The organism is Allobosea sp. LjRoot9 (assembly GCF_964252745.1).
In the GTDB taxonomy this organism is placed as follows: Bacteria; Pseudomonadota; Alphaproteobacteria; order Rhizobiales; family Beijerinckiaceae; genus Allobosea.
In genome coordinates this window covers 187,199-209,973 of record NZ_CAXUPC020000009.1, presented here as the reverse complement: position 1 = coordinate 209,973, position 22,775 = coordinate 187,199, and the positions used below count along the sequence as shown (strand labels likewise).

19 protein-coding genes are annotated in these 22,775 nt (G+C 66.0%); 14 read left to right on the top strand and 5 right to left on the bottom strand.

Translation table 11 applies throughout. The annotated features are described in order from the left end of the window. The first annotated feature begins 70 nt into the window (after nucleotides 1-70). From ACSQ3P_RS26440 to ACSQ3P_RS26415, 6 genes are read left to right on the top strand one after another with little or no spacing between them, the layout of a single operon-like run. Nucleotides 71-1,114, top strand: coding sequence for a branched-chain amino acid ABC transporter permease (locus ACSQ3P_RS26440; protein WP_436168442.1), 1,044 nt, complete (start codon nucleotides 71-73; stop codon nucleotides 1,112-1,114). Beyond that, nucleotides 1,111-2,880 (top strand): branched-chain amino acid ABC transporter ATP-binding protein/permease, encoded by a 1,770-nt coding sequence (locus ACSQ3P_RS26435; RefSeq protein WP_436168441.1) that lies wholly within the window; start codon nucleotides 1,111-1,113, stop codon nucleotides 2,878-2,880. The genes ACSQ3P_RS26440 and ACSQ3P_RS26435 overlap by 4 nt, the downstream gene beginning before the upstream one ends. After that, nucleotides 2,880-3,593 (top strand): ABC transporter ATP-binding protein, encoded by a 714-nt coding sequence (locus ACSQ3P_RS26430; RefSeq protein WP_436168440.1) that lies wholly within the window; start codon nucleotides 2,880-2,882, stop codon nucleotides 3,591-3,593. The genes ACSQ3P_RS26435 and ACSQ3P_RS26430 overlap by 1 nt, the downstream gene beginning before the upstream one ends. 37 nt (nucleotides 3,594-3,630) lie before the next feature. Beyond that, nucleotides 3,631-4,056, top strand: a complete 426-nt coding sequence (locus tag ACSQ3P_RS26425) for an organic hydroperoxide resistance protein (RefSeq protein ID WP_436168464.1) — start codon at nucleotides 3,631-3,633, stop codon at nucleotides 4,054-4,056. A 48-nt stretch (nucleotides 4,057-4,104) separates the two neighbouring features. Continuing rightward, a complete protein-coding gene (locus ACSQ3P_RS26420) occupies nucleotides 4,105-6,258 on the top strand; it encodes a thiamine pyrophosphate-dependent enzyme (RefSeq protein ID WP_436168439.1) in 2,154 nt (717 codons plus the stop codon). A gap of 9 nt (nucleotides 6,259-6,267) precedes the next feature. Then, complete coding sequence (locus tag ACSQ3P_RS26415; RefSeq protein WP_436168438.1) at nucleotides 6,268-7,815, top strand: indolepyruvate oxidoreductase subunit beta family protein; 1,548 nt, start codon at nucleotides 6,268-6,270, stop codon at nucleotides 7,813-7,815. 226 nt (nucleotides 7,816-8,041) lie between these two features. On the opposite strand, the gene ACSQ3P_RS26410 is transcribed toward ACSQ3P_RS26415, so the two are convergent. The 3 genes from ACSQ3P_RS26410 to ACSQ3P_RS26400 all read right to left on the bottom strand — a co-directional run bounded on the left by ACSQ3P_RS26410 (nucleotide 8,042) and on the right by ACSQ3P_RS26400 (nucleotide 10,541). Continuing rightward, on the bottom strand, nucleotides 8,042-8,542 hold the full coding sequence (locus tag ACSQ3P_RS26410; RefSeq protein WP_436168463.1) for a MarR family winged helix-turn-helix transcriptional regulator: 501 nt from the start codon (nucleotides 8,540-8,542) through the stop codon (nucleotides 8,042-8,044). 266 nt (nucleotides 8,543-8,808) lie between these two features. Then, entirely contained in the window at nucleotides 8,809-9,834 is a 1,026-nt protein-coding gene (locus ACSQ3P_RS26405) for a histone deacetylase family protein (RefSeq protein ID WP_436168437.1), read from the bottom strand. Continuing rightward, nucleotides 9,831-10,541, bottom strand: coding sequence for a GntR family transcriptional regulator (locus tag ACSQ3P_RS26400; protein WP_436168436.1), 711 nt, complete (start codon nucleotides 10,539-10,541; stop codon nucleotides 9,831-9,833). The genes ACSQ3P_RS26405 and ACSQ3P_RS26400 overlap by 4 nt, the downstream gene beginning before the upstream one ends. Nucleotides 10,542-10,647: 106 nt before the next feature. Between ACSQ3P_RS26400 and ACSQ3P_RS26395 the strand changes: the two genes are divergently transcribed. The 7 genes from ACSQ3P_RS26395 (at nucleotide 10,648) to ACSQ3P_RS26365 (ending at nucleotide 19,012) form a co-directional block, all read left to right on the top strand. Then, a complete protein-coding gene (locus ACSQ3P_RS26395; RefSeq protein ID WP_436168435.1) occupies nucleotides 10,648-11,427 on the top strand; it encodes a class II aldolase/adducin family protein in 780 nt (259 codons plus the stop codon). Nucleotides 11,428-11,492: 65 nt separating this feature from the next. Continuing rightward, on the top strand, nucleotides 11,493-13,043 hold the full coding sequence (locus tag ACSQ3P_RS26390; RefSeq protein ID WP_436168434.1) for an ABC transporter substrate-binding protein: 1,551 nt from the start codon (nucleotides 11,493-11,495) through the stop codon (nucleotides 13,041-13,043). An 83-nt stretch (nucleotides 13,044-13,126) separates the two neighbouring features. Then, a complete protein-coding gene (locus tag ACSQ3P_RS26385) occupies nucleotides 13,127-14,095 on the top strand; it encodes an ABC transporter permease (protein ID WP_436168433.1) in 969 nt (322 codons plus the stop codon). After that, nucleotides 14,095-14,934, top strand: a complete 840-nt coding sequence (locus ACSQ3P_RS26380; protein WP_436168432.1) for an ABC transporter permease — start codon at nucleotides 14,095-14,097, stop codon at nucleotides 14,932-14,934. The genes ACSQ3P_RS26385 and ACSQ3P_RS26380 overlap by 1 nt, the downstream gene beginning before the upstream one ends. A gap of 2 nt (nucleotides 14,935-14,936) precedes the next feature. After that, entirely contained in the window at nucleotides 14,937-16,559 is a 1,623-nt protein-coding gene (locus ACSQ3P_RS26375; protein ID WP_436168431.1) for an ABC transporter ATP-binding protein, read from the top strand. A gap of 127 nt (nucleotides 16,560-16,686) precedes the next feature. Next, the gene (locus ACSQ3P_RS26370; protein WP_436168430.1) at nucleotides 16,687-17,730 is read left to right on the top strand and encodes a phosphotransferase; all 1,044 of its coding nucleotides are present in this window, start codon (nucleotides 16,687-16,689) and stop codon (nucleotides 17,728-17,730) included. Next, nucleotides 17,723-19,012: an aspartate aminotransferase family protein gene (locus ACSQ3P_RS26365; RefSeq protein ID WP_436168429.1), complete on the top strand. Its 1,290-nt coding sequence runs from the start codon at nucleotides 17,723-17,725 to the stop codon at nucleotides 19,010-19,012. The genes ACSQ3P_RS26370 and ACSQ3P_RS26365 overlap by 8 nt, the downstream gene beginning before the upstream one ends. Before the next feature lie 66 nt (nucleotides 19,013-19,078). Here ACSQ3P_RS26365 and ACSQ3P_RS26360 read toward each other — a convergent pair whose 3' ends face one another. Next, entirely contained in the window at nucleotides 19,079-19,987 is a 909-nt protein-coding gene (locus ACSQ3P_RS26360; protein WP_436168462.1) for a LysR substrate-binding domain-containing protein, read from the bottom strand. Nucleotides 19,988-20,085: 98 nt separating this feature from the next. Here ACSQ3P_RS26360 and ACSQ3P_RS26355 point away from each other — a divergent pair, with 98 nt between their 5' ends. Further along, the gene (locus tag ACSQ3P_RS26355) at nucleotides 20,086-21,396 is read left to right on the top strand and encodes an aspartate aminotransferase family protein (protein WP_436168428.1); all 1,311 of its coding nucleotides are present in this window, start codon (nucleotides 20,086-20,088) and stop codon (nucleotides 21,394-21,396) included. A gap of 52 nt (nucleotides 21,397-21,448) precedes the next feature. Here the strand turns inward: ACSQ3P_RS26355 and ACSQ3P_RS26350 are convergent, their stop codons facing one another. Continuing rightward, complete coding sequence (locus tag ACSQ3P_RS26350) at nucleotides 21,449-22,618, bottom strand: mandelate racemase/muconate lactonizing enzyme family protein (protein ID WP_436168427.1); 1,170 nt, start codon at nucleotides 22,616-22,618, stop codon at nucleotides 21,449-21,451. Nucleotides 22,619-22,775 lie beyond the last annotated feature (157 nt).

Genomic DNA, 22,775 nt, shown 5'->3' with positions numbered 1-22,775 from the left:
TCCCGCCAGACGAGATGGTCCCGTTCATGTCCTCTCGCCAAGTCCCCTCGCAATCGCGGTCTGAAACCTGATGACCAGTGATATCGCTGCCATTCTGGCCATAGACGGCATCGCGAGCGGCGCCATCTATGTGCTCATCGCCATCGGCTTCGTGCTGATCTTCGCGGTGACGCGCGTCATCTTCGTGCCATTCGGCGATATCGCCGCCTTCACGGGGCTGACGCTGGCTGCCCTGGAGACAAGGCAATTGCCGGGCACGATGGGGCTCGTCGCCTTGCTGGCGGTGCTCGCCACCGCGATGCAGATCAGCGCAGATCTGCGCGCGGGAGCGGCGAAAGCCATTCCCTACACGCTGCTGTTCTACCTCGGCTTGCCGCTCGTGCCGGTGCTGCTGATGTGGCTGGCGGCGGGGGCGGCGCTGGCCATGCCGGTGCGCATTGCCCTGTCGCTGCTCCTGATCCTGCCGATCTCGCCCTTGCTCGACCGGATCGTTTTCCGCCCGATCGCCGATGCCTCGGTCCTGCTGCTGCTCACTGTCGCCATGGCGCTGCATTTCGCCCTGGTCGGGCTCGGCCTGCTGTTCTTCGGACCTGAGGGCGTCCGGACGCAACCGCTGACGGATGCGAGCATGGAGGTCGCGGGCATGCTGGTCTCGCTCCAGACCTTCATGATCGTGGCGAGCGCCGTGCTGTTCAGCGGGCTTCTCTACGCCTTCTTCGGCTATACCATCACCGGCAAGGCGCTCCGCGCGACGGCGGTCAACCGGACCGGCGCGCGCCTCGTCGGCATCAGGCCGGCCCGTGCCGGCACGATCGCCTATCTGCTGGCCTCGGTGCTGGCCGGGATCTCCGGCATCCTGATCTCGCCGGTGACCACGATCTTCTACGATTCCGGCTTTCTATTCGGCCTGCGCGCCTTCGTCGGCGCCATCATCGGCGCGATGGTGAGCTATCCGGTCACGGCGCTCGGCGCCGTCCTCGTCGGCCTGCTGGAGAGCTTTGCGTCCTTCTGGAGCAGCGCTTTCAAGGAGGTCATCGTGTTTTCGTTCCTCATCCCGGTGCTGCTGTGGCGCTCGCTCACCGTGGGAGAGGCTGAGGATGAGGCCGAAGAATGAGCCCGCTCCAGATCCGCCTGATCGTGGCCGGTGTCGTTGCTCTGCTAGTGGCCGCCCCGTTCTACATGAACCCCTTCAGCATCACCTTGCTGAACTATATCGGCGTCTACGGCCTCGTTGCGCTCGGGCTCGTCCTGCTGACCGGGATCGGCGGCATGATGTCGTTCGGCCAGGCCGCCTTTGTCGGGATCGGCGCCTACGCGACCGCCTGGGCGAGCGCGGTGCAGGGCTATTCGCCCTGGCTCGGCCTGGTGCTGGCGGTCGTGCTGACCTGCTGCGTCGCTGCCGCGCTGGGCGCGCTGACATTGCGGCTTGGCGGTCATTTCCTGGCGCTCAGCACCGTGGCCTGGGGATTGTCGATCTATTTCCTGTTCGGCACCATCGACGGGCTCGGCCAGCATAACGGCATCGCCAACGTGCCGCCGATCTCGCTCGGCTCGGTTGCGCTGGTGGCGAGTTGGCAGATCTTCTACCTGATCTGGGCCGTGCTCCTCGGCGCGCTCCTGCTGTCGTACAACCTGCTGGATTCCCGCGCCGGGCGGGCTATGCGGGCGCTGCGCGGCGGCAATCTCCTGGTCGAGAGCCTGGGGATCGACGCGTTCCGCACCAGGCTCGCGACCTTCGTCATCGCCGCACTGTTTGCGGCCCTCTCAGGCTGGCTTTACGCCCATCTCAGCCGCTTCGTCAGCCCGGCGCCGTTCGAGGTTCATGTCGGCATCGACTATCTGATGATGGCGATGGTCGGCGGCGCCACCGAACTGCTCGGCGCGGTCGTCGGAGCAGCGCTCGTCACCCTGTCGAAGAACAGCATTCAGGACTATCTGCCGCTGATCGCCAAGGGCGCCTCCGGCCAATTGGAGATCGTGGCGTTCTCGATCATCTTCATCGTCTTCCTGCAGCGTGCGCGCGGCGGCATCGTCCCGGCGATCACCGGGTTGCTCCCGGGCCTGCGGGTCGAGACGCCGCGAGAGGCCGCGCCGCTTCCATCCCGGGCCAAGCCCGCCCCGGGCACGCCGCTGCTCAGCGTCGAGGCGGCGGAGCGCCGCTTCGGCGGGCTGGTCGCCGTCGACAAGGTCAGCTTCCAGCTGGAGGCCGGCCAGATCCTCGGACTGATCGGCCCCAACGGCGCCGGCAAGAGCACGATGTTCAACCTTCTGACCGGCGCCCTGCGCTGCAATGAAGGCAAGATCGTCTTCCTGGGCCAGGACATCACCCGCGCGCCCCAGCGCGAGATCGCCCGCGCCGGCATCGCGCGCACCTTCCAGCACGTCAAAGTGCGTCCGAAGATGACCCTGCTCGACAATGTCCTGCTCGGGACCCATCCGCGCACGCATGCGGGCTTCCTTAGCGGCGCCTTCGGGCTCGACCGTTCTGAGGAGGCGCAAGCGCGCTTCGCGGCCAGGCAACAGCTCGAACGCGTCGGGCTCGGCGACAAGCTGTTCGAGCTTGCCGGCAACCTGCCGCTCGGCAACCAGCGTGTGCTCGAGATCGCCAGGGCGCTCGCCTCTGACCCTGTCCTCCTGGTGCTGGACGAGCCGGCGGCTGGATTGCGCCGCCAGGAAAAGCAGGCGCTCGCGGCGCTGCTCAAGTCTCTGCGCTCGGAACATCTCACCATCCTGCTCGTCGAGCACGACATGGAATTCGTCATGGGGCTGGTCGACAGGATCGTGGTGATGAATTTCGGCTGCAAGCTCTGCGAGGGCGAGCCCGCCGAGGTCAGGCGCGATCAGCGGGTGCAGGACGCCTATCTCGGGGGGACGGCCTGATGGCGCTGCTCTCGCTAAGCGATCTCAACGTCTCCTATGACAAGGTCGAGGCCGTGCGCGGTGTCTCGCTGTCGATCCAGCCCGGTCAGATCGTCACCGTGATCGGCCCCAACGGCGCCGGCAAGACGACGCTTCTGGCCGCCGCCATGGGCCTGCTGCCCTCGACCGGGTCGATGGTCTTCGACGGCCTCGACCTGCGCAGGCTCGATGTCGAGGCCCGCGTCGAGCGCGGCTTCTGCCTGGTCCCGGAGAAGCGCGAATTGTTCGGCGAGATGAGCGTCGCCGACAATCTGATCCTCGGCGCCTATAGCCGGCGCGCCGACCGCGCCGGTGTCCGCCGCGACCTGGACGAGGTCTTCGACCGCTTTCCGCGCCTGCTGGAGCGTCGCGGGCAATTGGCCAACACGCTCTCGGGCGGCGAGCGGCAGATGCTGGCGCTCGGGCGGGCGCTGATGGCCAAGCCCCGCCTGCTGCTGTTGGACGAACCGAGCCTCGGCCTTGCCCCCCTGATCGTCCGCGACATCTTCCGGATCATCGCATCCCTGCGCGAGCTCGGCGTCTCCGTGCTGCTCGTCGAGCAGAACGCGCGGGCGGCGCTGGAGACAGCCGATTACGGCTATGTCCTGGAGACCGGCGAGATCGTCCGTTCCGGACCGGCTGAGACGCTCATCCACGATCCAAGACTGATCGCGACCTATCTCGGCGGGCACTGACCGCCATGCTTTCGACCTCAAGCGGAGCGATACCATGATGCGGCTCGAAAAAGTGCTCTACCGGGCTGAAGCGACGGCGACCGGCGGGCGTGACGGGCGCGCGGTCTCGAGCGACGGCGTGCTCGATGTCGCACTCTCCGTTCCCAAGGAACTGGGCGGCGCTGGTGGCGCGGCCACCAATCCCGAACAGCTCTTCGCGGCGGGCTATGCCGCCTGTTTCCTCGGCGCCGTGAAGCTCGTCGCCCGGCAACGCAAGCTCACCTTGCCGGAGGATGTCGCAGTCACGGCGGCTGTCGGGATCGGTGCGGTCGCGGTCGGCTATGGGCTGGAGGTCGAGCTCAGTGTGCGTCTTCCCGGCCTCGACCGCGCGATCGCCGAGGAGATCCTCGCGGGCGCACATGAGCGCTGCCCCTATTCGAATGCGACGCGCGGCAACATCGCGGTGCGGCTGAGCCTCCAGTGATGCAGGCGGGCGCGGATCCGGCATCGATCATCGACGAAGGAGGCTTCCATGGCTGAACGGTCATTCGAGCGCGAGGTGCAGGATCTCAAGCTGGGCGACGGGGAACTCTTTCGCGGCGAGGGCATCCTGGCGATCACCAAGGCGCTGCTCCAGTCCGGCGTCTCCTATGTCGGCGGCTATCAGGGCTCGCCGATCTCGCATCTGATGGACGTGCTCGCCGACGCCAAGGACGTGCTTGACGACCTCGGCGTGCATTTCGAAAGCTCGGCCTCGGAGGCGGCCGCGGCTGCCATGCTGTCGGCGTCGGTGATGTATCCGATCCGTGGCGCCGTCACCTGGAAATCGACCGCCGGCACCAATGTCGCCTCCGACGCGCTGTCGAACCTGGCGTCGGGCGGCGTCACCGGCGGCGCGCTGATCGTGATCGGCGAGGATTACGGCGAAGGCTCCTCGATCATGCAGGAGCGCAGCCACGCCTTCGCGATGAAGTCGCAGATCTGGATGCTCGACCCACGGCCGAACCTGGAGAGCATCGTCGGGGCGGTCGAGGACGGTTTTGCCCTGTCGGAAGCCTCCAATACGCCGGTCATCCTGCAGGTGCGCATCCGCACCTGCCATGTCCATGGTCAATTCGTCGCCAAGGACAATCGCCGCCCGGATTTCACGCTGCGCCAGGCGCTGGAAACGCCGGTCCGCGACACCGGCCGCATCGTGCTGCCGCCGGCCTCCTTCATCCATGAGAAGGAGAAGCTGGAGAAGCGCTGGCCGGCGGCGGTCGAATTCATCAAGGCGCGCAAGCTCAACGAAGTCTTTGGGCCCGAGGACGGCGAAGTCGGCATCATCCTGCAGGGCGGCATGTACAACAATGTGCTGCGCGCCCTGCAGCAGTACGGGCTGGCCGATGTCTATGGCGAGTCAGCCATCCCGCTCTACGTGCTCAACGTCACCTATCCGCTGATCGACGACGAGGTCGTGGCCTTCTGCGCCGGCAAGAAGGCCGTGCTGATGATCGAGGAGGGCGCACCGGAATATATCGAGCAGGCGCTCAACACGCTGCTGCGCCGCCGCGACATCCAGACCAAGATCGCCGGCAAGGACATGCTGCCGATGGGCGGCGAATATACCGCGCAGGTGCTGGCGAAGGGCCTCGGCACCTTCCTCGAAACCCATGCCCGCCTGCTGCTCGGCAACCGCCCGCCGCTGCCGGACCCCAGCGCGGTGCTGGACGACCCCAAGGTCAAAGCGCTGGGCGCGGTCGTGCCGCCGCGGCCGGCCGGGTTCTGTATCGGCTGCCCGGAACGGCCGATCTTCGCTGCGATGAAGCTGGTCGAGAAGGAACTCGGCCAGCACCATGTCGCGGCCGATATCGGCTGCCACCTGTTCTCGATCCTGCCGCCCTTCAACATCGGCGCGACCACGATGGGCTATGGCCTTGGCCCGGCCTCGGCCTCGGCCTTCAATGTCGAGGCCGACAAGCGCTCGATTTCGATCATGGGCGATGGCGGCTTCTGGCATAACGGGCTCGCCAGCTCCGTCGGCAACGCCGTCTTCAACAAGCAGGACGGCGTCATCCTCGTCGTCGACAACTACTATTCGGCCGCGACCGGCGGGCAGGACATCCTCTCGTCGCGCGCGCGCAATCCCGGCCGCCAGACCAACAACTCGATCACTGCGGCGGTGAAGGGCATCGGCGCGAAATGGGTGCGCCAGATCGACCGGACCTACGACGTCGCCAAGATGCGCGACACGCTGCGCGAGGCGCTGACGACCAAGGAGAAGGGGCCCAAGATCATCGTCGCCTCCTCCGAATGCATGCTGAACAAGCAGCGCCGCATCAAGCCGCTCTTCACTAAAGCGGTGAAGGACGGCAAGCGCATGGTGCGCGAGCGCTTCGGCGTCGACGAGGATGTCTGCACCGGCGACCATGCCTGCATCCGCCTCTCCGGCTGCCCCTCGCTCTCGGTCAAGCACACCGACGACCCGCTCAAGGACGATCCGGTGGCGGCAATCGACAATTCCTGCGTCGGTTGCGGCAATTGCGGTGAGGTGGCGGAGGCGGCGGTCCTCTGCCCGTCCTTCTACCGTGCCGACATCATCCATAATCCCACAACGCTTGATCGTGCCATGGCGAGGCTGCGCGGAGCGGTCATCGGCTTCCTGCAGCACCGGCGCGAGCGCCGGCGCATCGCCTTTTCGGCATGAGGTTCTGCGATGACCGCTGTTGACACCACCCGGACCGGCCTCTCCACAGACAAGCCGCTTTCGATCGCGATCCTCGCCATGGGCGGGCAGGGCGGTGGCGTGCTGGCCGACTGGATCGTCGCGCTGGCGGAGACTGAGGGCTTCATCGCGCAATCGACCTCGGTGCCCGGCGTGGCGCAGCGCACAGGCGCGACGATCTACTATATCGAGATGCTGCCGCCCAAGGGCGGGCGGCTGCCGGTGCTGTCGCTGATGCCGACGCCGGGCGATGTCGACATCGTGCTGGCGGCCGAATTCATGGAAGCCGGCCGCTCGATCCTGCGCGGGCTGGTGACGCCGGATCGCACGACCCTGATCGCCTCGACCCATCGCGCCTATGCCGTGGTCGAGAAGGAGCAGCCTGGCGATGGCGTCGGCGATCCGCTCACCGTGGTGGACGCGACCGATGTCGCGGCGAAGCGGATGATCGCCTTCGACATGCAGGCGCTGGCCGAAACCCATGGCAGCGTGATCTCCTCGGCGATGTTCGGGGCGCTGGCGGCCGCCAATGTCCTGCCCTTCGGCAAGGCGGCGTTCGAGAACGTGATCAAGGCCGGTGGCAAGGGCATCGAGGCCAGCTTGCGGACCTTCGTCGCAGCCTATGAGCGCGTGCGCGAGAAGCCGCGCGACACGGTCTCGAAAGCCGCGCCCAAGCGCTTCGAGGCGCTGCCGGCAACGACGGGCCAGGCCGTGCTCGATGCGCTGCTCGTGCGCATCCGCACGCAATTTCCCGAAACGGTTCACGCCATGCTCTTCGCCGGGGTGAAGAAGTTGGTCGACTTCCAGGATCCAGCCTATGCGGGCGATTATCTCGATCGCGTCGCCCGGCTGCATCAGCGGGATCAGGCTCATGGCGGGCCGGCGAAAGACCATGCCTTCACCCTCGCTGCCGCCAAATATCTCGCGGTCGCCATGGCCTATGACGACGTCATCCGCGTCGCCGATCTGAAGGTCCGCGCCAGCCGCTTCGAGCGGGTGCGCCAGGAGGTCGGCGTCAGGCCCGACCAGCTCCTCTACACCACCGAGTTCATGCATCCGCGCATGGAGGAGGTGATCGGCACCTTGCCGGGCGGGATCGGTGGTTGGCTGGAGGCCCGCCCGAAACTGGTCGCTTGGCTCGACGGCTTCGTCAATCGCGGCCGCCGCGTGCGCACCGGCACGATCCTGTGGTTCAGCGCGCTCTATCTCGTCTCCGCGCTGAAGCCGCAGCGCCGCAAGACGCTGCGGCACGCCCGCGAGATGGCGCATCTCGTTGGATGGCTCGACCAGGCGCTGGAGACCCTGCCGGCGAATTACGATCTCGCCGTGGAAGTGCTCGGCTGCCGCCGGCTGGTGAAGGGCTATTCGGACACCCATGCCCGTGGCGCCGCCAAGTTCGACCGGGTGCTCCAGGCCTTGCCGATGCTGGTCGCGCGCGAGGACGGCGCCAGCTGGCTGAGACGGTTGCGCCAGGCCGCCCTGCTCGACGAGGAGGGCATCGCGCTTGACGGCGCGCTGAAGACGGTTGCGAGCCTGTAGGCTCGGGGGTGGTCAGCGTCTTGGCGCATGCCGTTCGTGCTCGGCACCACCCGTCATGCTCGGGCTTGTCCCGAGCATCCACGTCTTGAACTCAGGCTTCGATCGGCGAAGACGTGGATGGCCGCCACAAGGGCGACCATGACGGGAGCGCGTCATTCTCGGACGCAGCCCCCCGGGGCCGATCGAAGATCGGATTCGAGGGCTCGCGGAGTGTCCAGATGGGTGCTCAGATCTCGTGCTTGCGGATGTTGCGCAGCACCTTGTGCAGCGTGCCGGTGAAGGCCTGGTATTCGTCCTCGTCGATGCCGTCGAACATGTTGACGAACATGGCGTACATCATCGGCCAGATCTGCTCGAAGGCGCTGCGTCCCTGCTCGGTGATGTGAACCTCGCGGACGCGCATGTCCTCGCTGCGCTGCTGGCGACGGATGAGGCCCTGTTCCTCCAGCGAATCCAGGGTCCGGCTCATGGTCGATTGCTCGGTGACGGCGAAGACAGCCAATTCGTTGATCGTCAGCCCCGAGGTCACGCAGAGCACCGCCAGCGCCCGCATTTTCGGGGTGGTCATGCCGTGAGCCTTCAGGGCATCGGCGAGGTTGCTGTTCCAGCGCGCTGCCACCCGGTTCATCAGATAGGGTGCGAACTGGTTGAGACCGATCTCGCCGATGGCAGGGCTGGCCTCGGCCCCGCCGCGCCGCAAAACCCCGCTGCCAAGCCGCTTGTCCAATTGCTGCCCGGCGGATTCCGAACCGGCACCCGTCTTTGTCACGTCGCTCATGGCATTGCGATGCAGCCGCACCCGCCATCTGTCAATCTGGTTGTGCAAGCCGGAGGCAGACGCTCCCAGGGTCGGTTTTGGACCAGGGGTCGAACCTGGACATCAACCGCTCGATCGATCCGTTCAGTTTCAGGGAATGCGGCGCATCCTGTTCAGAAAACATTCCACTGGAATGGTCTTCGCGAGGAGATGGCCATTTTCTTCCGCGATCAGCCTCAGCGTGCGGCTTCGAAGCCGACCAGGACCGCCGTGAGGTTCGGGCCGAGCACATCGGACAGATAGCCGCCCTCCTGGACGAAGACAGTGGGCAGGCCAAGGCGCGCGATCGTTGCGCCGATGCGACGGAAACCCTCGGTGGTGATGGCAAGCCCTGCGAGGGGATCGTGCTCGGAGGCGTCGAGACCGAGTGCCACGACCAATGCGCCGGGCGCGAAGGCGTGGATCGTCCTGGCCGCTTCGGCCAGAGCGAGCTGGTAGCCGTCGTCACCGGTGCCGAGCGCGAGCGGCAGGTTGAGATTGGCGCCGAGGCCGGGCCCGGCGCCGCGCTCATGCGCGTAGCCCCAGACGAAAGGGTTGAAGTGGGTCGGATCGGCATGGATCGAGACGGTCAGCACGTCGGGCCGCTCGTAGAAGATGCCCTGCGTGCCGTTGCCGTGATGGACATCGACATCGAGGATGGCGACGCGTTCGTGACGCTGGCGCAGATGGGCCGCGGCGATGGCGCTGTTGTTGAGGAAGCAGAAGCCGCTCGCCATGTCGCGATAGGCGTGGTGACCGGGCGGGCGGCAGAGCGCGTAGCTTGCATCCTCGCCCTGCATGATGAGCTCGGCAGCAGTGACGGCGGTGTCGGCGGCGGCGCAGGCGGCGGCATAGGTACCGGGCCCGATCGGGCAGGAGGTATCGACCGTGTGCCAGCCGAGGCGCCCGACGATATGGGTGGGATAGGTCGCCGGATAGCGCACCGGATGCATGTTGGCGATCATCTCCGGACCTGAATCGCCGAGCGCGCTCCAGGCCTCCCAGGCTTCGGCAAGGAAGCTCAGATAGTCGGGGCTGTGCACGCGAGCGCGTGGACCGGGACCGAATTCGGTGGCCTCGACCAGGGTGTGGCGGCCCGCTGCGAGGCCGGCAAGCAGGCGGTCGGCTCGTTCCGGCTGCTCCGTGGTGTGCCGGACCTGGCCGCGGACCAGGAAGAATTGCGGGTCGTGACTGCGGTGCTTCTCGCTATAGACGGCTTTCACGGGGTCGCTCCCAGGCTGGCGGCCGGCATGGCCCGGACGAGCTCGCCGACCCTGCGCCAGGCATCGCCGATATGGTGGTCCATATGCGCCACGATGCGTTCGGGATGGCCGGCCTCGATCGCAGCCAGGATCGGCTCATGTGTCCCGGCCACCTTGTGCGGATCGTCGTAAAGTCGGCCGATCAGGGCGATCACCGTGCGCAGCTCCGACGAGAGATTGTCGAACAGCTTGAGCAGCCTGCGATTGCCGGCGATCTCGCAGATCAGCCGATGAAAGCGGAAATCCTCCTCGATCTGCCGGGCCAGGTCGTTGCTGTCGGCGATCTCATGGAGCACGGCCAGTTGCCGGCGTAGCGCGGCGCTGGCCTCCGGCGTCATCCGGCGCGAGGCCAGCACGGCAGCGTGGCGCTCGATGCACAGGCGCAGGTCGTAGAAATCGTCGATGTCCTCCGGCGACAGGACGCGGACGAAAAAGCCGCGGCGCGGACGGGCCACGACCAAGCCCTGGTTCTCGAGCAGGCGGGCAGCCTCACGCACCGGCGCGCGGCTGATTCCGAGTTCGCGCGCCACGGCGGCCTCGACCAGCCTGCCGCCAGGCGCGATCTGGCCCTGCACGATGGCGTCGGTCAGGACGCGGGCGATCTGGCGGACCAGGTCGCTATGGGACAGAGCGGGAAGGCCGACCGGCGGCGTGAGTGGGCGCATCATTGAACCTCTGCTCGTGGTTTAGGCGGAAAAATGTTTTCTGTCGACAATTAAGTCTTGCGCTGCTCAGGGGGCTCATGCAGTCTTCGATCGAGTTGGAGACATTCAAATGGCTAGTCCTGCCCCGATCCGTAGCCTGCCGGTTGACGAGGCGACCTTGCAGATTCGCATCGATCTTGCCGCTGCCTATCGGCTGATCCACCGCCTCGGCCTCGACGACAGCATCTACACCCATATCTCGGCGCGCCTGCCGGGCCGGGAAGACCATTTCCTGATCAATCCCTACGGCATGCGCTTCGAAGAGGTCTGCGCCTCGAACCTCGTCACGGTCGATCTCGACGGCAAGGTCGTCGATGATCCGCTCGGGCTCGGCATCAACCCGGCCGGCTTCACCATTCACAGCGCCGTGCATGCGGCGCGGCATGATGCGCTCTGCGTCCTGCATACGCATACGGTCGCGGGTGTCGCTGTCGCTTGCCAGAAGGATGGCTTGCTGCCGCTGAACCAGTGGTCGATGCAGTTCACCAACAGCATCGCCTATCACGACTATGAGGGCATTGCGCTCGATCTCGACGAGCGCGAGCGGCTGGTCGCCGATCTCGGCGACAAATATGTGATGATCCTGCGCAATCACGGGCTCCTGACCTGCGGGCGCTCGGTGGCCGAGGCCTTCAAGCTGACCTACAACATGGAGCGCTCCTGCCGGGCGCAGCTCGCCATCCAGTCGGCCGGCGCCGCATTCGTGCTGCCTTCGGCGGCGGTGGCGGAGAAGACGGCCGGGCAATATGCCCGCGCCTATGACGGCATGGAGCTGCGCGGCAAGCCCGATGCCGAATGGGATGCGTTCAAGCGCATGCTGGAGCGCAGCGATCCCGATTTCATGAACTAGCCCGGGTCGGCCGGGCCTCAGTAAATCGACAACGAGCCGAAACGGCCGTCACAGAGGGGTGTGTCATGCTTAAGCGTAGTTTGGCTGGAATTGCCTTGGCCTGCCTGATGCTGAGTGCCGCCGTCGCCCAGGCGCCGAAGGCGGGTGGCGCCGTCAATGTCGCGATCCAGCCCGAGCCTCCGGGCCTGATGCTGGCGCTGATCCAGAACGGCCCGACCCAGATGGTCGCCGGCAATATCTATGAGGGCCTGCTGCGCTACGGCCCGAAGCTCGAGCCGCAACCCGGCCTCGCCGAGAGCTGGAAGGTCAGCGAGGACGCCAAGACCTATACTTTCGCGCTGAAGAAGGGCGTGACCTGGCATGACGGCAAGCCCTTCACCTCGGCCGACGTGCTGTTCTCGATCGAGACGCTGAAGCTCACCCATGCGCGCGCTCGCGCCAATCTCGTCCAGCTCGACAAGGTCGAGGCGCCGGATGAAAGCACGGTCGTCTTCACGCTGAAGCAGCCCTTCGGGCCATTCCTCGGGATCTTCGAGGTCGGCTCGATGCCGATGATCCCTAAGCACATCTATGACGGCACGGACGTCAAGACCAATCCAGCGAATAATACCCCGATCGGTACCGGCCCCTTCATGTTCAAGGAGTGGCAGAAGGGCTCCTTCATTCGGTTGGTCAAGAACCCGAACTACCATATCAAGGGCAAGCCCTATCTCGATGAGATCTATTGGCACGTCATTCCGGATGCGGCTGCGCGTTCAGTCGCTTACGAGACCGGCAAGATCGATATTCTGCCGGGTGGCTCGGTCGAGAATTTCGACGTGCCGCGCCTCAGCAAGCTCAAGGACACCTGCGTCACCGGCGCCGGCTGGGAGTTCTTCAGCCCGCATTCCTGGCTCTGGCTGAATAATCGTTCGGGCCCGACCGCCAACAAGCTGTTCCGCCAGGCGGTGATGTATGCGCTCGACCGCGATTTCGCCAAGGACGTGATCTGGAATGGGCTCGGCAAGGTCGCCACGGGGCCGTCGAACTCGGCGATCCGCTTCTACAGCGATGCTGTGCCGAAATATGATTTCAACCCCGGCAAGGCCAAGGCCCTGCTCAAGGAAGCCGGCTACAAGGGCGAGAAGGTGCGTCTGCTGCCGCTGCCTTACGGTGAGACCTGGCAGCGCTGGGCCGAGGCTGTGCGCCAGAATCTCCAGGATGTCGGCATCAATATCGAGACGGTGGCGACCGATGTTCCGGGCTGGAACCAGAAGACCGCTGAATGGGACTACGACATCGCCTTCACCTATCTCTACCAGTATGGTGATCCGGCGCTCGGCGTGGGCCGCAACTATGTCAGCAGCCAGATCGCCAAGGGGTCGCCCTTCAACAATGTCGAGGGCTACAGCAATCCCGAGATCGACAAGCTCTTCGCCGACGGCGCCGTCGCGGTGCCCGACAGCAAGCGCGCCGAGCTCTATCTTGCGGCGCAGAAGAAGCTGGTCGAGGACGTGCCGGTGGCTTGGCTGCTGGAACTGCAGTTCCCCACCATCACGCGCTGCAAGGTCAAGGATCTGGTGACGACGGCGATCGGCGTCAATGACGGGTTCCGCGACGCCTGGATCGACAAATGAGCTTCGGCTGACGGATCGCCGTCTTCCCCGCGTCGACGCGACGCGGGGAGGGCCGAGTTCTCCATCTGTGTCGAAAGTCTCCGATGCTGCAATTCATCGCCCAGCGCCTCGTCAAGGCAGTCATCGTCCTGCTGGCGATCGTCGTCTTGAATTTCGTCCTGATCCGGCTCGCTCCCGGTGATCCCGCTCTGGTCATGGCCGGAGAGGCGGGAGCGGGCGACGAGCTCTTCGTGGCGCAGCTGCGCGAGAAATTCGGGCTCGACCAGTCGCTGCCGCAGCAGCTCTTCCTTTATGTCAAAGGCATCGTCAGCTTCGATCTCGGCTATTCCTTCCGCCAGCAGCTGCCGGTCTCGAAGCTGATCCTCGATCGGCTGCCGGCGACGCTGCTGCTGACCGGAACGGCTTTCCTGATCTCGCTGGCGCTCGGCGTGCTGCTCGGTGCGCTGGCTGCACGCAAGGTCGGCACCTGGGCCGATACCGCCGTCACGATCCTGGCGCTGCTGTTCTATGCGACACCGCTGTTCTGGGTCGCCCTGATGGCGATCCTGCTGTTCTCGGTGACGCTCGATTGGCTGCCGAGCTTCGGCTACGAGACGGTCGGCGCCAATCTCACCGGGTTTGCCCGCGTCCTTGATGTCGGCGCGCATCTGGTTTTACCGGCGCTGACGCTCGGCCTGTTCTTCATGGCGACCTATGCCCGCATGACGCGCGCCTCCATGCTCGAGGTCGGCCGGCTCGATTTCGTCAAGACGGCGCGCGCCAAGGGCCTGCGCCCGGAAGTGGTGCAGAACCGGCATGTGCTGCGCAACGCGCTGCTGCCGGTGGTCACGCTCGCGGGCCTGCAGGCCGGCACGCTGGTGGGCGGCGCCGTGCTGACCGAGACGGTCTTCGCCTGGCCCGGTATCGGCCGGCTGATGTATGAGGCCCTGCTGCAGCGCGACTACAATCTGCTGCTCGGCGTCTTCGTCGTCTCCTCGGCCATGGTGCTCGCCTTCAACCTGGCGACCGACCTGATCTACCGCGCCGTCGATCCACGCATCGAGTACGCCTGATGAGCCCGTTCTGGCGCAAATTGCTGAGCAACCCGGCGAGCCTGATCGGCCTTGTCATCATGGTCGCGATCCTGCTGATCGCGATCGTCGGGCCGCTGATCTACACCAATTCGCCCTGGCGGATGGTGCAGCGGCCCTTCCTCGCGCCCTTCACTGTCGACAGCGTCAGGCTCGGCACCGACGCGCTCGGCCGCGACATCGCCACCGGCCTAGTGCATGGCGCGCGCGTCTCGCTGCTGGTCGGGCTGGTTTCGACGCTGGTGGCGCTCGCGATCGGGGTGCCGCTCGGCGCCATCGCCGGCTATCTCGGCGGGCGAGTCGACGATGCCCTGATGCGCTTCACCGAGTTCTTCCAGACGGTGCCGAGCTTCGCGCTGGCCATTGTGCTGGTGGCGGTCCTGCAGCCTTCGATCTATTCGATCGTCACCGCCATCGCCATCGTCAGCTGGCCGCCGGTGGCGCGGCTGGTACGCGGCGAGGTGCTGTCGCTGCGCTCGCGCGAATACGTTCAGGCGGCGGTCGTCGCCGGCCACACGACCAGCTGGATCATCTGGCGCGAGATCCTGCCCAACACGCTTTCGCCGATCATCGTGCTCGGTTCGCTGATGGTGGCGACTGCGATCCTGCTCGAATCATCGCTCTCCTTCCTCGGCCTCGGCGATCCCGATCTGATGTCCTGGGGCTATATGGTCGGGGCCGGGCGTACCGTGTTGCGCCAGGCCTGGTGGATCACTGTCTTCCCGGGCATCGCCATCCTGCTCACGGTGTTGGCGCTCAACCTGATCGGCGAGGGCCTCAACGACGCGCTCAACCCGCGGCTGGCCAAGGAGGGGCGCTGAGCATGACGCAGCCTGTCGTCTCCGTCCGTGACCTGAAGCTTGCCTTGCCGACGGGCGGTGACCGTGCGTTCGCGGTCGATGGCGTCTCCTTCGATCTCAACGCCGGCGAAATCCTCTGTGTGGTCGGGGAATCCGGCTCGGGCAAGTCGATGTGCGCCCATGCTTTGATGGGGCTTCTGCCCAAGGCGGTGACACCGCAGGGCGGGGCGATCCTGTTCGAGGGCAACAACCTGCTCCAGCTCGACGAGCGGGCCTGGCTCGGCTTGCGCGGGCGGCGCATCGCCATGGTCTTCCAGGAACCGATGACGGCGCTCAACCCGCTGATGCGCATCGGCGAGCAGATGGCCGAGATGTTCGAGGCCCATGACCTGCTGACGCCGAAAGAGCGGCGTGAGCGCGCCGTGGCGCTGGCGCGCGAGGTTGGCCTGCCCGACCCGGAGCGGATCGTGCGCGCCTATCCGCATCAATTGTCCGGCGGCCAGCGCCAGCGCGCCATGATCGCCATGGCGCTGGCGCTCGAACCCGCCGTGCTGGTGGCGGACGAGCCGACCACGGCGCTCGACGTCACCACCCAGGCCCAGATCCTCAAGCTGATCCGCGACCTGCAGCGCAAGCGCAACATGGCGGTGATGTTCATCACCCATGATTTCGGTGTGGTCTCGGAAATCGCCGACAAGGTCGTGGTGCTGCAGCACGGCAAACTGGTTGAGCAGGGCGAGGCGGCGGCGGTGCTGCAGCGCCCGCAGCATTCCTACACCCGGGCGCTGCTGGCGGCGGTGCCCTCGATGCAGCCACCAGACCGTGCCTCGCTGGGTGACCGGCGCAAGGCGGTCGAGGTCATCGGGCTCGGCAAGACCTATGTCACCGGCGGCGGCTGGTTTCGCCAGCCGCGCAGGGTGGCGGCGGCGCAGGATGTCGCCTTCGCCATCCATCATGGCGAGACGCTGGGGCTGGTCGGCGAATCCGGCTCGGGCAAATCCTCGGTGGCGCGGCTGGTGATGCGCCTCATCGAGCCGGATCGCGGCACCATCCGCCTCGGCGAGACCGACCTGCTCCAGCTCGATGGCGACGAGCTGAGGGCTGCCCGCAAGCGCATCCAGATGGTGTTCCAGGATCCTTACGCCTCGCTCAATCCGCGGCGGAAGGTCGGCGCCATCATCACCGGCGGTCCGATCGCCCATGGCGCCGAGCCGGCGGAGGCGCTGCAGCGGGCACGCGATCTGCTGCAACTGGTCGGGCTCGATGCCGGAGCGCTCGAACGTTATCCGCATGAATTCTCCGGCGGCCAGCGCCAGCGCATCGGCATTGCGCGGGCCCTCGCGCTGGAGCCGGAGATCCTGGTGGCGGATGAGGCCGTCTCGGCGCTCGACGTTTCCGTGCAAGCGCAGGTGCTGAAGCTGCTGGAGGAGCTCAAGCAGCGGCTCGGCCTCTCCATGCTGTTCATCACCCATGACCTGCGCGTGGCAGCGCAGATCTGCGACCGCATCGCGGTGATGCAGCATGGCAGGATCGTCGAGTTGAAGACGGCGGCCGAGCTGTTCGCCGCACCGGAGCATCCCTATACCCAGGCCCTGCTGGCCGCCGTGCCCGGCCATCTCCATGCCAAAGCGCCGGAAGCGGCCTGATCCATGCGTTGCGCTCAGACTTGGTGCGGCAGACTTGGCGCGGCAGGCCTGGCGCGGCAGACCGGGCAGCGCGTCCGTGCGGATTCCGGCCACGACGATTGCCCAGATCTGACCGGCGAGAATTGACATGACGCCAAACGAGGATTCGGGGCGAGGGGCTCGCCTGTCCGTAGGTGACGCCGAGCGGCTGGTGCGCGCGCATTATGGTCTGGAGGGCAGCGCTTCCGTGCTCAGCAGCGAACGCGATCAGACCTTTCATATCGAGACCGGGGCCGGGGACAAGGCTCTCCTGAAGATATCGGACTCCGAGGACGACCGGCGAGCGATCGCTTTCCAGACCGGGCTGCTGCTTCATGTCGAGCGGGCCGATGCTGGCGTGGCCGTTCCGCGCGTGCTGCGGGCGCTGAACGGCGCAACCGAGGTGGAGCTCGGAAGCGATAAGGGTGTCCGCACCATCCGGCTCCTCTCCTTTCTGGACGGGGCCTTGCTTGCCGGGGCGGAAGGATCGCCACTTCAGCGGCAATGCATTGGCGGGTTCCTGGGGCGGCTCAATATCGCCATGGCGGCCTTTCGGCATCCCGATGAAGAGCATGCGTTGATCTGGGACATGGCGCGCGCCGCGGATTTGCGCGGCCTGCTCTGCGAGATCGAGGAGCCCGGCCAGCGGGCTCTCGCCACCGCCAGCCTCGACCGCTTCGAACAGGCTATCGCGCCGTTGCTGCCCGGGATGCGACGGCAGGCCGTGCACAACGACGCCAACCCCGGCAACATCCTGGTCGATCCCGCCGATCCTGCGGCCGTCATCGGCATGATCGACTTCGGCGATGCCGCACGGACGGTGCTGGCCGCCGATGTCGCGATTGCTGCGGCCTACCATCTTGGAACCGACGACAATCCGCTCGGCCCCGCAGGCGAACTGATCGCCGGCTATCACGCGGTGCTCCCGCTCCTTCCGGAGGAGATCGATCTCCTTTGCGACCTGATGGCGACGCGCCTGATGATGAGCGTTACCATCGGTGCCTGGCGTGCCCAACGTCATCCGGAGAACCGGGCCTATATCCTGCGCAACAACCAGGCGGCCTGGGCCCGGCTGCGGCGCCTGGCCTGCCTCGACCGCCAGGATGGCGCCGCCTATTTGCGACGGATCTGCAATGAGATCGCCGATGTCTGACCCCTATATCGTAGCGCTTCGCGCCCGCCGCGCCCGCCTTCTGGGGCCGTCCTACCGCCTGTTCTACGACGAGCCGCTGCATGTGGTTCGCGGCGAAGGTGTGTGGCTCTATGACGGGGAGGGCGAACGCTATCTCGACGCCTACAACAACGTCGCCTCCGTCGGGCACAGCCATCCGCATGTCGTCGAGGCTCTGGCGCGGCAGGCGGCGGTGCTGAATACGCACACGCGCTATCTCGGCGAGCCTGTGCTGGACTATGCCGAACGGCTGTTGGCGACCTTTCCGGCAGAGATCGGGCATGTGATGTTCACCTGCACCGGCAGCGAGGCGAATGATCTCGCTCTTCGCGTCGCGCACGCCTTTACCGGCGGCACCGGCGTCGTCATCACACAATGGGCCTATCACGGCACGACGGTGTCGCTGGCGGAAATGTCACCGTCGCTGGGCAGCAATGTCAGCATCGGCAGCCATGTCCGCCTCGTCAAAGCGCCGGACGCCTACCGGCAGTCAGGCGACATTGGCGAGGCTTTCGGCGCCGAGGTCGCAGCTGCGATCGACGACATGCAGCAGCGCGGCATCAAGCCGGCGGCCCTCCTGGTCGATACGATTTTTTCCAGCGACGGCGTCTTCGCCGACCCGCCAGGTTTCCTCAAACCCGCAGCGGCGGCGATGCGCGCGGCCGGTGGGCTCGTCATCGCCGACGAGGTGCAACCCGGCCTTGGCCGGACCGGCGCAGGGATGTGGGGGTTCGCCCGGCATGGCATCGTTCCCGATCTCGTGACGATGGGAAAACCGATGGGGAACGGCCACCCGATCGCGGCCATGGCGGCGCGGCCTGACATCCTCGAGGTGTTCAGCCGAAAGACCCGTTACTTCAATACGTTCGGTGGGAACGCCGTCTCGGCCGCGGTCGGCATGGCCGTGCTCGACGTCATCGAACGGGAAGGGCTGGTGGCAAATGCCAGGGACACGGGAGCCTATCTGATCGGGGAACTGCGAAAACTGGCGGCCCGCCATGCCGTTATCGGTGACGTGCGCGGGGCCGGGCTTTTCATCGGCGTGGAGTTGGTGAATGACCGGTCCAGTCGCGAGCCTGCCAGTGAACTGGCAACCCGCGTCGTCAATGAGCTGCGTCGGCGGCGGGTGCTGGTCAGCACCTGCGGGCCTCACGCCAATATTCTGAAACTGCGGCCGCCGCTGGTCTTCGCGCGTGAGCATGCGGACATCCTGCTGGATGCGCTTGCTCGCACGCTCGAGGTGACGCATCGGCGCGACGCCTGAATTCCGCCGCGCCGCGAAACCCCTCTGCCAAGCCGCTCGTCCAATCGCGCCCCTTGGCGCCTGCCTTCATAGTCCGCGCAAGGCAGGGGACGCGGATCCGGGGCCGGATATCGGGCGCGCATCGCGTGCAAGGGTCGGCAACACGGCCCGGATATGGTCGCCCAAAGCTCTCGCGGCGGATGATGGCCGCAGCTCCGCGAACTCCAGCGCAATCCCGATCGCGGGAAGCACCGGCAATCCTGCCGAGACGATGTGCAGATCCGGCGGAACTGCGGTTCGGGTCAGAACGCTGATGGCGTGACCTGATCGGGCAATGGCGATGAGACCAGCGAGGCTGTTGCTCGCAAAGGCCACCCTATAGCGACGATCAGCCGCTTCCATGGCGTCGCAGGCAGCGCGATAGTCCAGCGTCATGGGGGCCGAAAGCGCCAGTGGGAGGACGGCCTGGTCAAGAATGTCCGGCTCGGCTGCGTTTGCGACCCAGACGAAGTGTTCTCTCCGGATGACCTCTGCGCCGGCCGGATCGGGGAGGGAGACCAGCGCCATCTCGATCTGCCGCCGATGCAGCAGCGGGCGCAGCTCCGAGGTCGGCGCACAGACCATGCGCAACTCGACATCGGGATGCAGGGCACAAAACGCCCGCAGCAGATCCGGCAGAAACGCGATCGAGTAATCCTCGGGACAGCCGAAGCTGACCGAGCCCTTGAGGCCGGTTCCGCGCATGTCGGCGAGGATCTCGTCATGCTTGGCCAAGAGGGATTCGGCATGGGCGAGCAGCTTGTCTCCCGCCGTGGTCAGGCGTACGCCCGAGCCGCTGCGGTGCAGGAGAGCCTGGCCTGTCAGCGCTTCCAGGCGCTGCATCTGCATGCTCAACGCCGATTGCGTCCGCCCGATCTGCAACGAGGCGACGCTGATCGAGCCCGTCCGCGCGATGACGGCGAAGTTCCTGAGCAAGGCGAGGTCGAGCGTGCGCATAGTCATCAATTTAATCGATATCGGCTTGAAAGAGTATCAATTTGCGCAGTGCAACAACCGCATCTAGCCTTTGGACACTCCCGCTCCCGAGGTGCCCCATGTCGCTCAACGCCGATCCCGCCTTCTGGGCCGCCGCAAACACACATCTGACCCGCTATGGGCCCGATTTTGAATCGATCATCGTCGAGCGGGCCGAAGGCAGCTTTGTCTATGATGCCGATGACCGCGCCATCCTGGACTTTACCTCGGGCCAGATGAGCGCCGTCCTCGGCCATACCCACCCCGACATCGTCGCGACGGTGGACCGGCAGATGCGGTCGGTGGCGCATCTCTTCAGTGGGATGCTGTCGCGCCCGGTGGTCGATCTGGCCTCGCGTCTTGCCGCGCTTGCCCCCGGCCTCGACCGGGTACAGCTCCTCACCACCGGGGCGGAATCGAACGAGGCCGCCATTCGCATGGCGAAGCTGGTGACCGGCGGACATGAGGTCGTCGCCTTCGCACAGAGCTGGCACGGCATGACGGGAGCGGCCGCTGCCGCAACCTACAGTGCCGGCCGGCGGGGGTATGGGCCGGTCGCTGCCGGCTCCTTCGTCATCCCTGCGCCCAACTCCTACCGCGCGCGCTTCACGCATCCCGACGGCTCCAATGATTGGCAGGCCGAACTCGACGATGCCTTCTCGCTGATCGACAGGCAGTCGACCGGCAATCTCGCCGCGTTCATCGCCGAACCGATCTTGTCGAGCGGCGGCATCCTCGAACTCCCGCTCGGTTATCTCGCCGCGCTCAAGCGCAAATGCGAGGAGCGGGGCATGTTGCTGATCCTCGACGAGGCCCAGACCGGGATCGCCCGGACCGGCAATATGTTCGCGTTCCAGCGCGATGGCGTCACGCCCGACATTCTGACGCTGTCGAAGACGCTCGGAGCCGGCCTGCCGCTCGCGGCCGTGATGACCTCGCAGGCCATCGAGGAGAAGGCGCATGAGCGCGGCTTCCTGTTCTACACGACCCATGTCTCCGACCCGCTCCCGGCCGCCGTCGGCGTGACGGTCCTCGACGTGGTCGAACGCGACGGTCTGGTCGAGCAGGCCGTCGCGCGCGGGCAAAGGCTCCGCAATGGACTTCTGTCGCTCCAGCAGAGGTTCGAATGTGTCGGGGACGTGCGCGGGCGCGGCCTCCTTCTCGGGCTCGAGATCGTGACCGATCGGCAGAGCAAGGCACCGGGCTTCGAGCTCGGGGCCAGGATCATGGAAGAGGCCATGCGCCGAGGCCTCAGCATGAACATCGTCAAGCTTCCCGGCATGGGAGGCGTCTTCCGGATCGCGCCGCCCCTGACGGTCTCAGAGGCCGAGATCGACCGCGGCCTGGCGATCATGTCGGACGCGATCGACACGGCGATCGCCACGAACTGACCCTGGCGACGGGCGATTTCAGCCTGAACCGATCAGGCCGCGTCTGCGATAGTCAAAGGCCATCCCGGCGATAGTCAAACGACCGGAATGGGGCGATCGCCTCGAGATCGACCTCGGCTCCGAGCCCCGGCGTCGTGGGAATCCTGAGCTTGCCCTTCTCGACCGCTTTTTCCGGTGGATTCTTCAGCACCTGGACATAGTCGTTGGCGTCGGAGAAATAGGGGTAGGTTTCGAGCGGCATCGACATGGCCGATGCAGCCCAGACCTGAACGGAGGCGGCCGTGCACAGCGAGCTTGCGCAATTATGCGGCGAGACGCGCGCATTATAGGCCTCCGCCAACGCCGCGATCTGCACCAGCTCGAAGATGCCGCCGCAATTGCCGACATCGGGCATGATGATATCCACGCCGCCGGTCTCGAGCAGGTTGCGGAAGCCACTGCGGGTATAGACGCGCTCGCCGGCTGCGATCGGGATGTTCCAGCGCCCCGCGAGATTGCGCAGCCCCTGCAGGTTGAAGGCGTCCAACGGCTCCTCGACCCAGGTCAGGTCGAGTTCGGTGCAGACATCCATGAAGCGGATGAGCTGGTCGTTGTTGAGCCCGCCGGAGAGGTCGAGCATCAGCCCGATCTCGGGCCCGACCACCTTGCGCAGCGTCCTGACCCGGTCGACGGCACGCCGAAACTCCGCATCGCCGAGCTGGCGCCGCTGCACATGGCGCAGGGTGCCGCCGGCCTGCTGGACCGCCAGCGGGTAGCATTTCAAGATCCTGAAGCCGTCCGCAAGCGGCCGCTCGGCGGCCTCGGCCCAGCCGATGACGTCATCATGCTGGGTGCTCCAGCCATTCGCGTAGACCTCCAGCGTGTCCTCGAACTTGGCGCCGAAGAGCTCGTAGACGGGAACGCCGAGCGCCTTGGCCTTGATGTCCCACAACGCTTGGTCGATGGCGCTGATCGCGGCGAAGACGATCGCCCCTCCGCCCTTGGTCCAGAAGGAATTATCGTAGATTTCCTGCCAGACATGGCGCGGATAGGTGGCATCAGTGCCGATCACGCTGGGCGCCAGATCCGACAGCATTCCGGCAGCCGCGTTCGCTCCGAGCCCATAGGCGATGGCGGCCTCGCCGTAGCCGGTGATGCCGTCCTTGGTCGTCAGCTCGACGATGACGGGATGAAGTCCCCCGCCTCTGATATTGAACACGCGCATATTGTCGATCGTCAGCATGGTCTTTGCCTTTCTGCCAAATGGGCGGGTCTGCGAAATGGGCGAGCTTGCAAATGGACGAGTTTGGTCGAGCCCGCGCGCCAGTTTCCCTGGCGGGCGGGGTGGTTCAGGACATCGGGACTTGAATCGGCGGAGCTACGCCGCCGCTGGTGTTTGA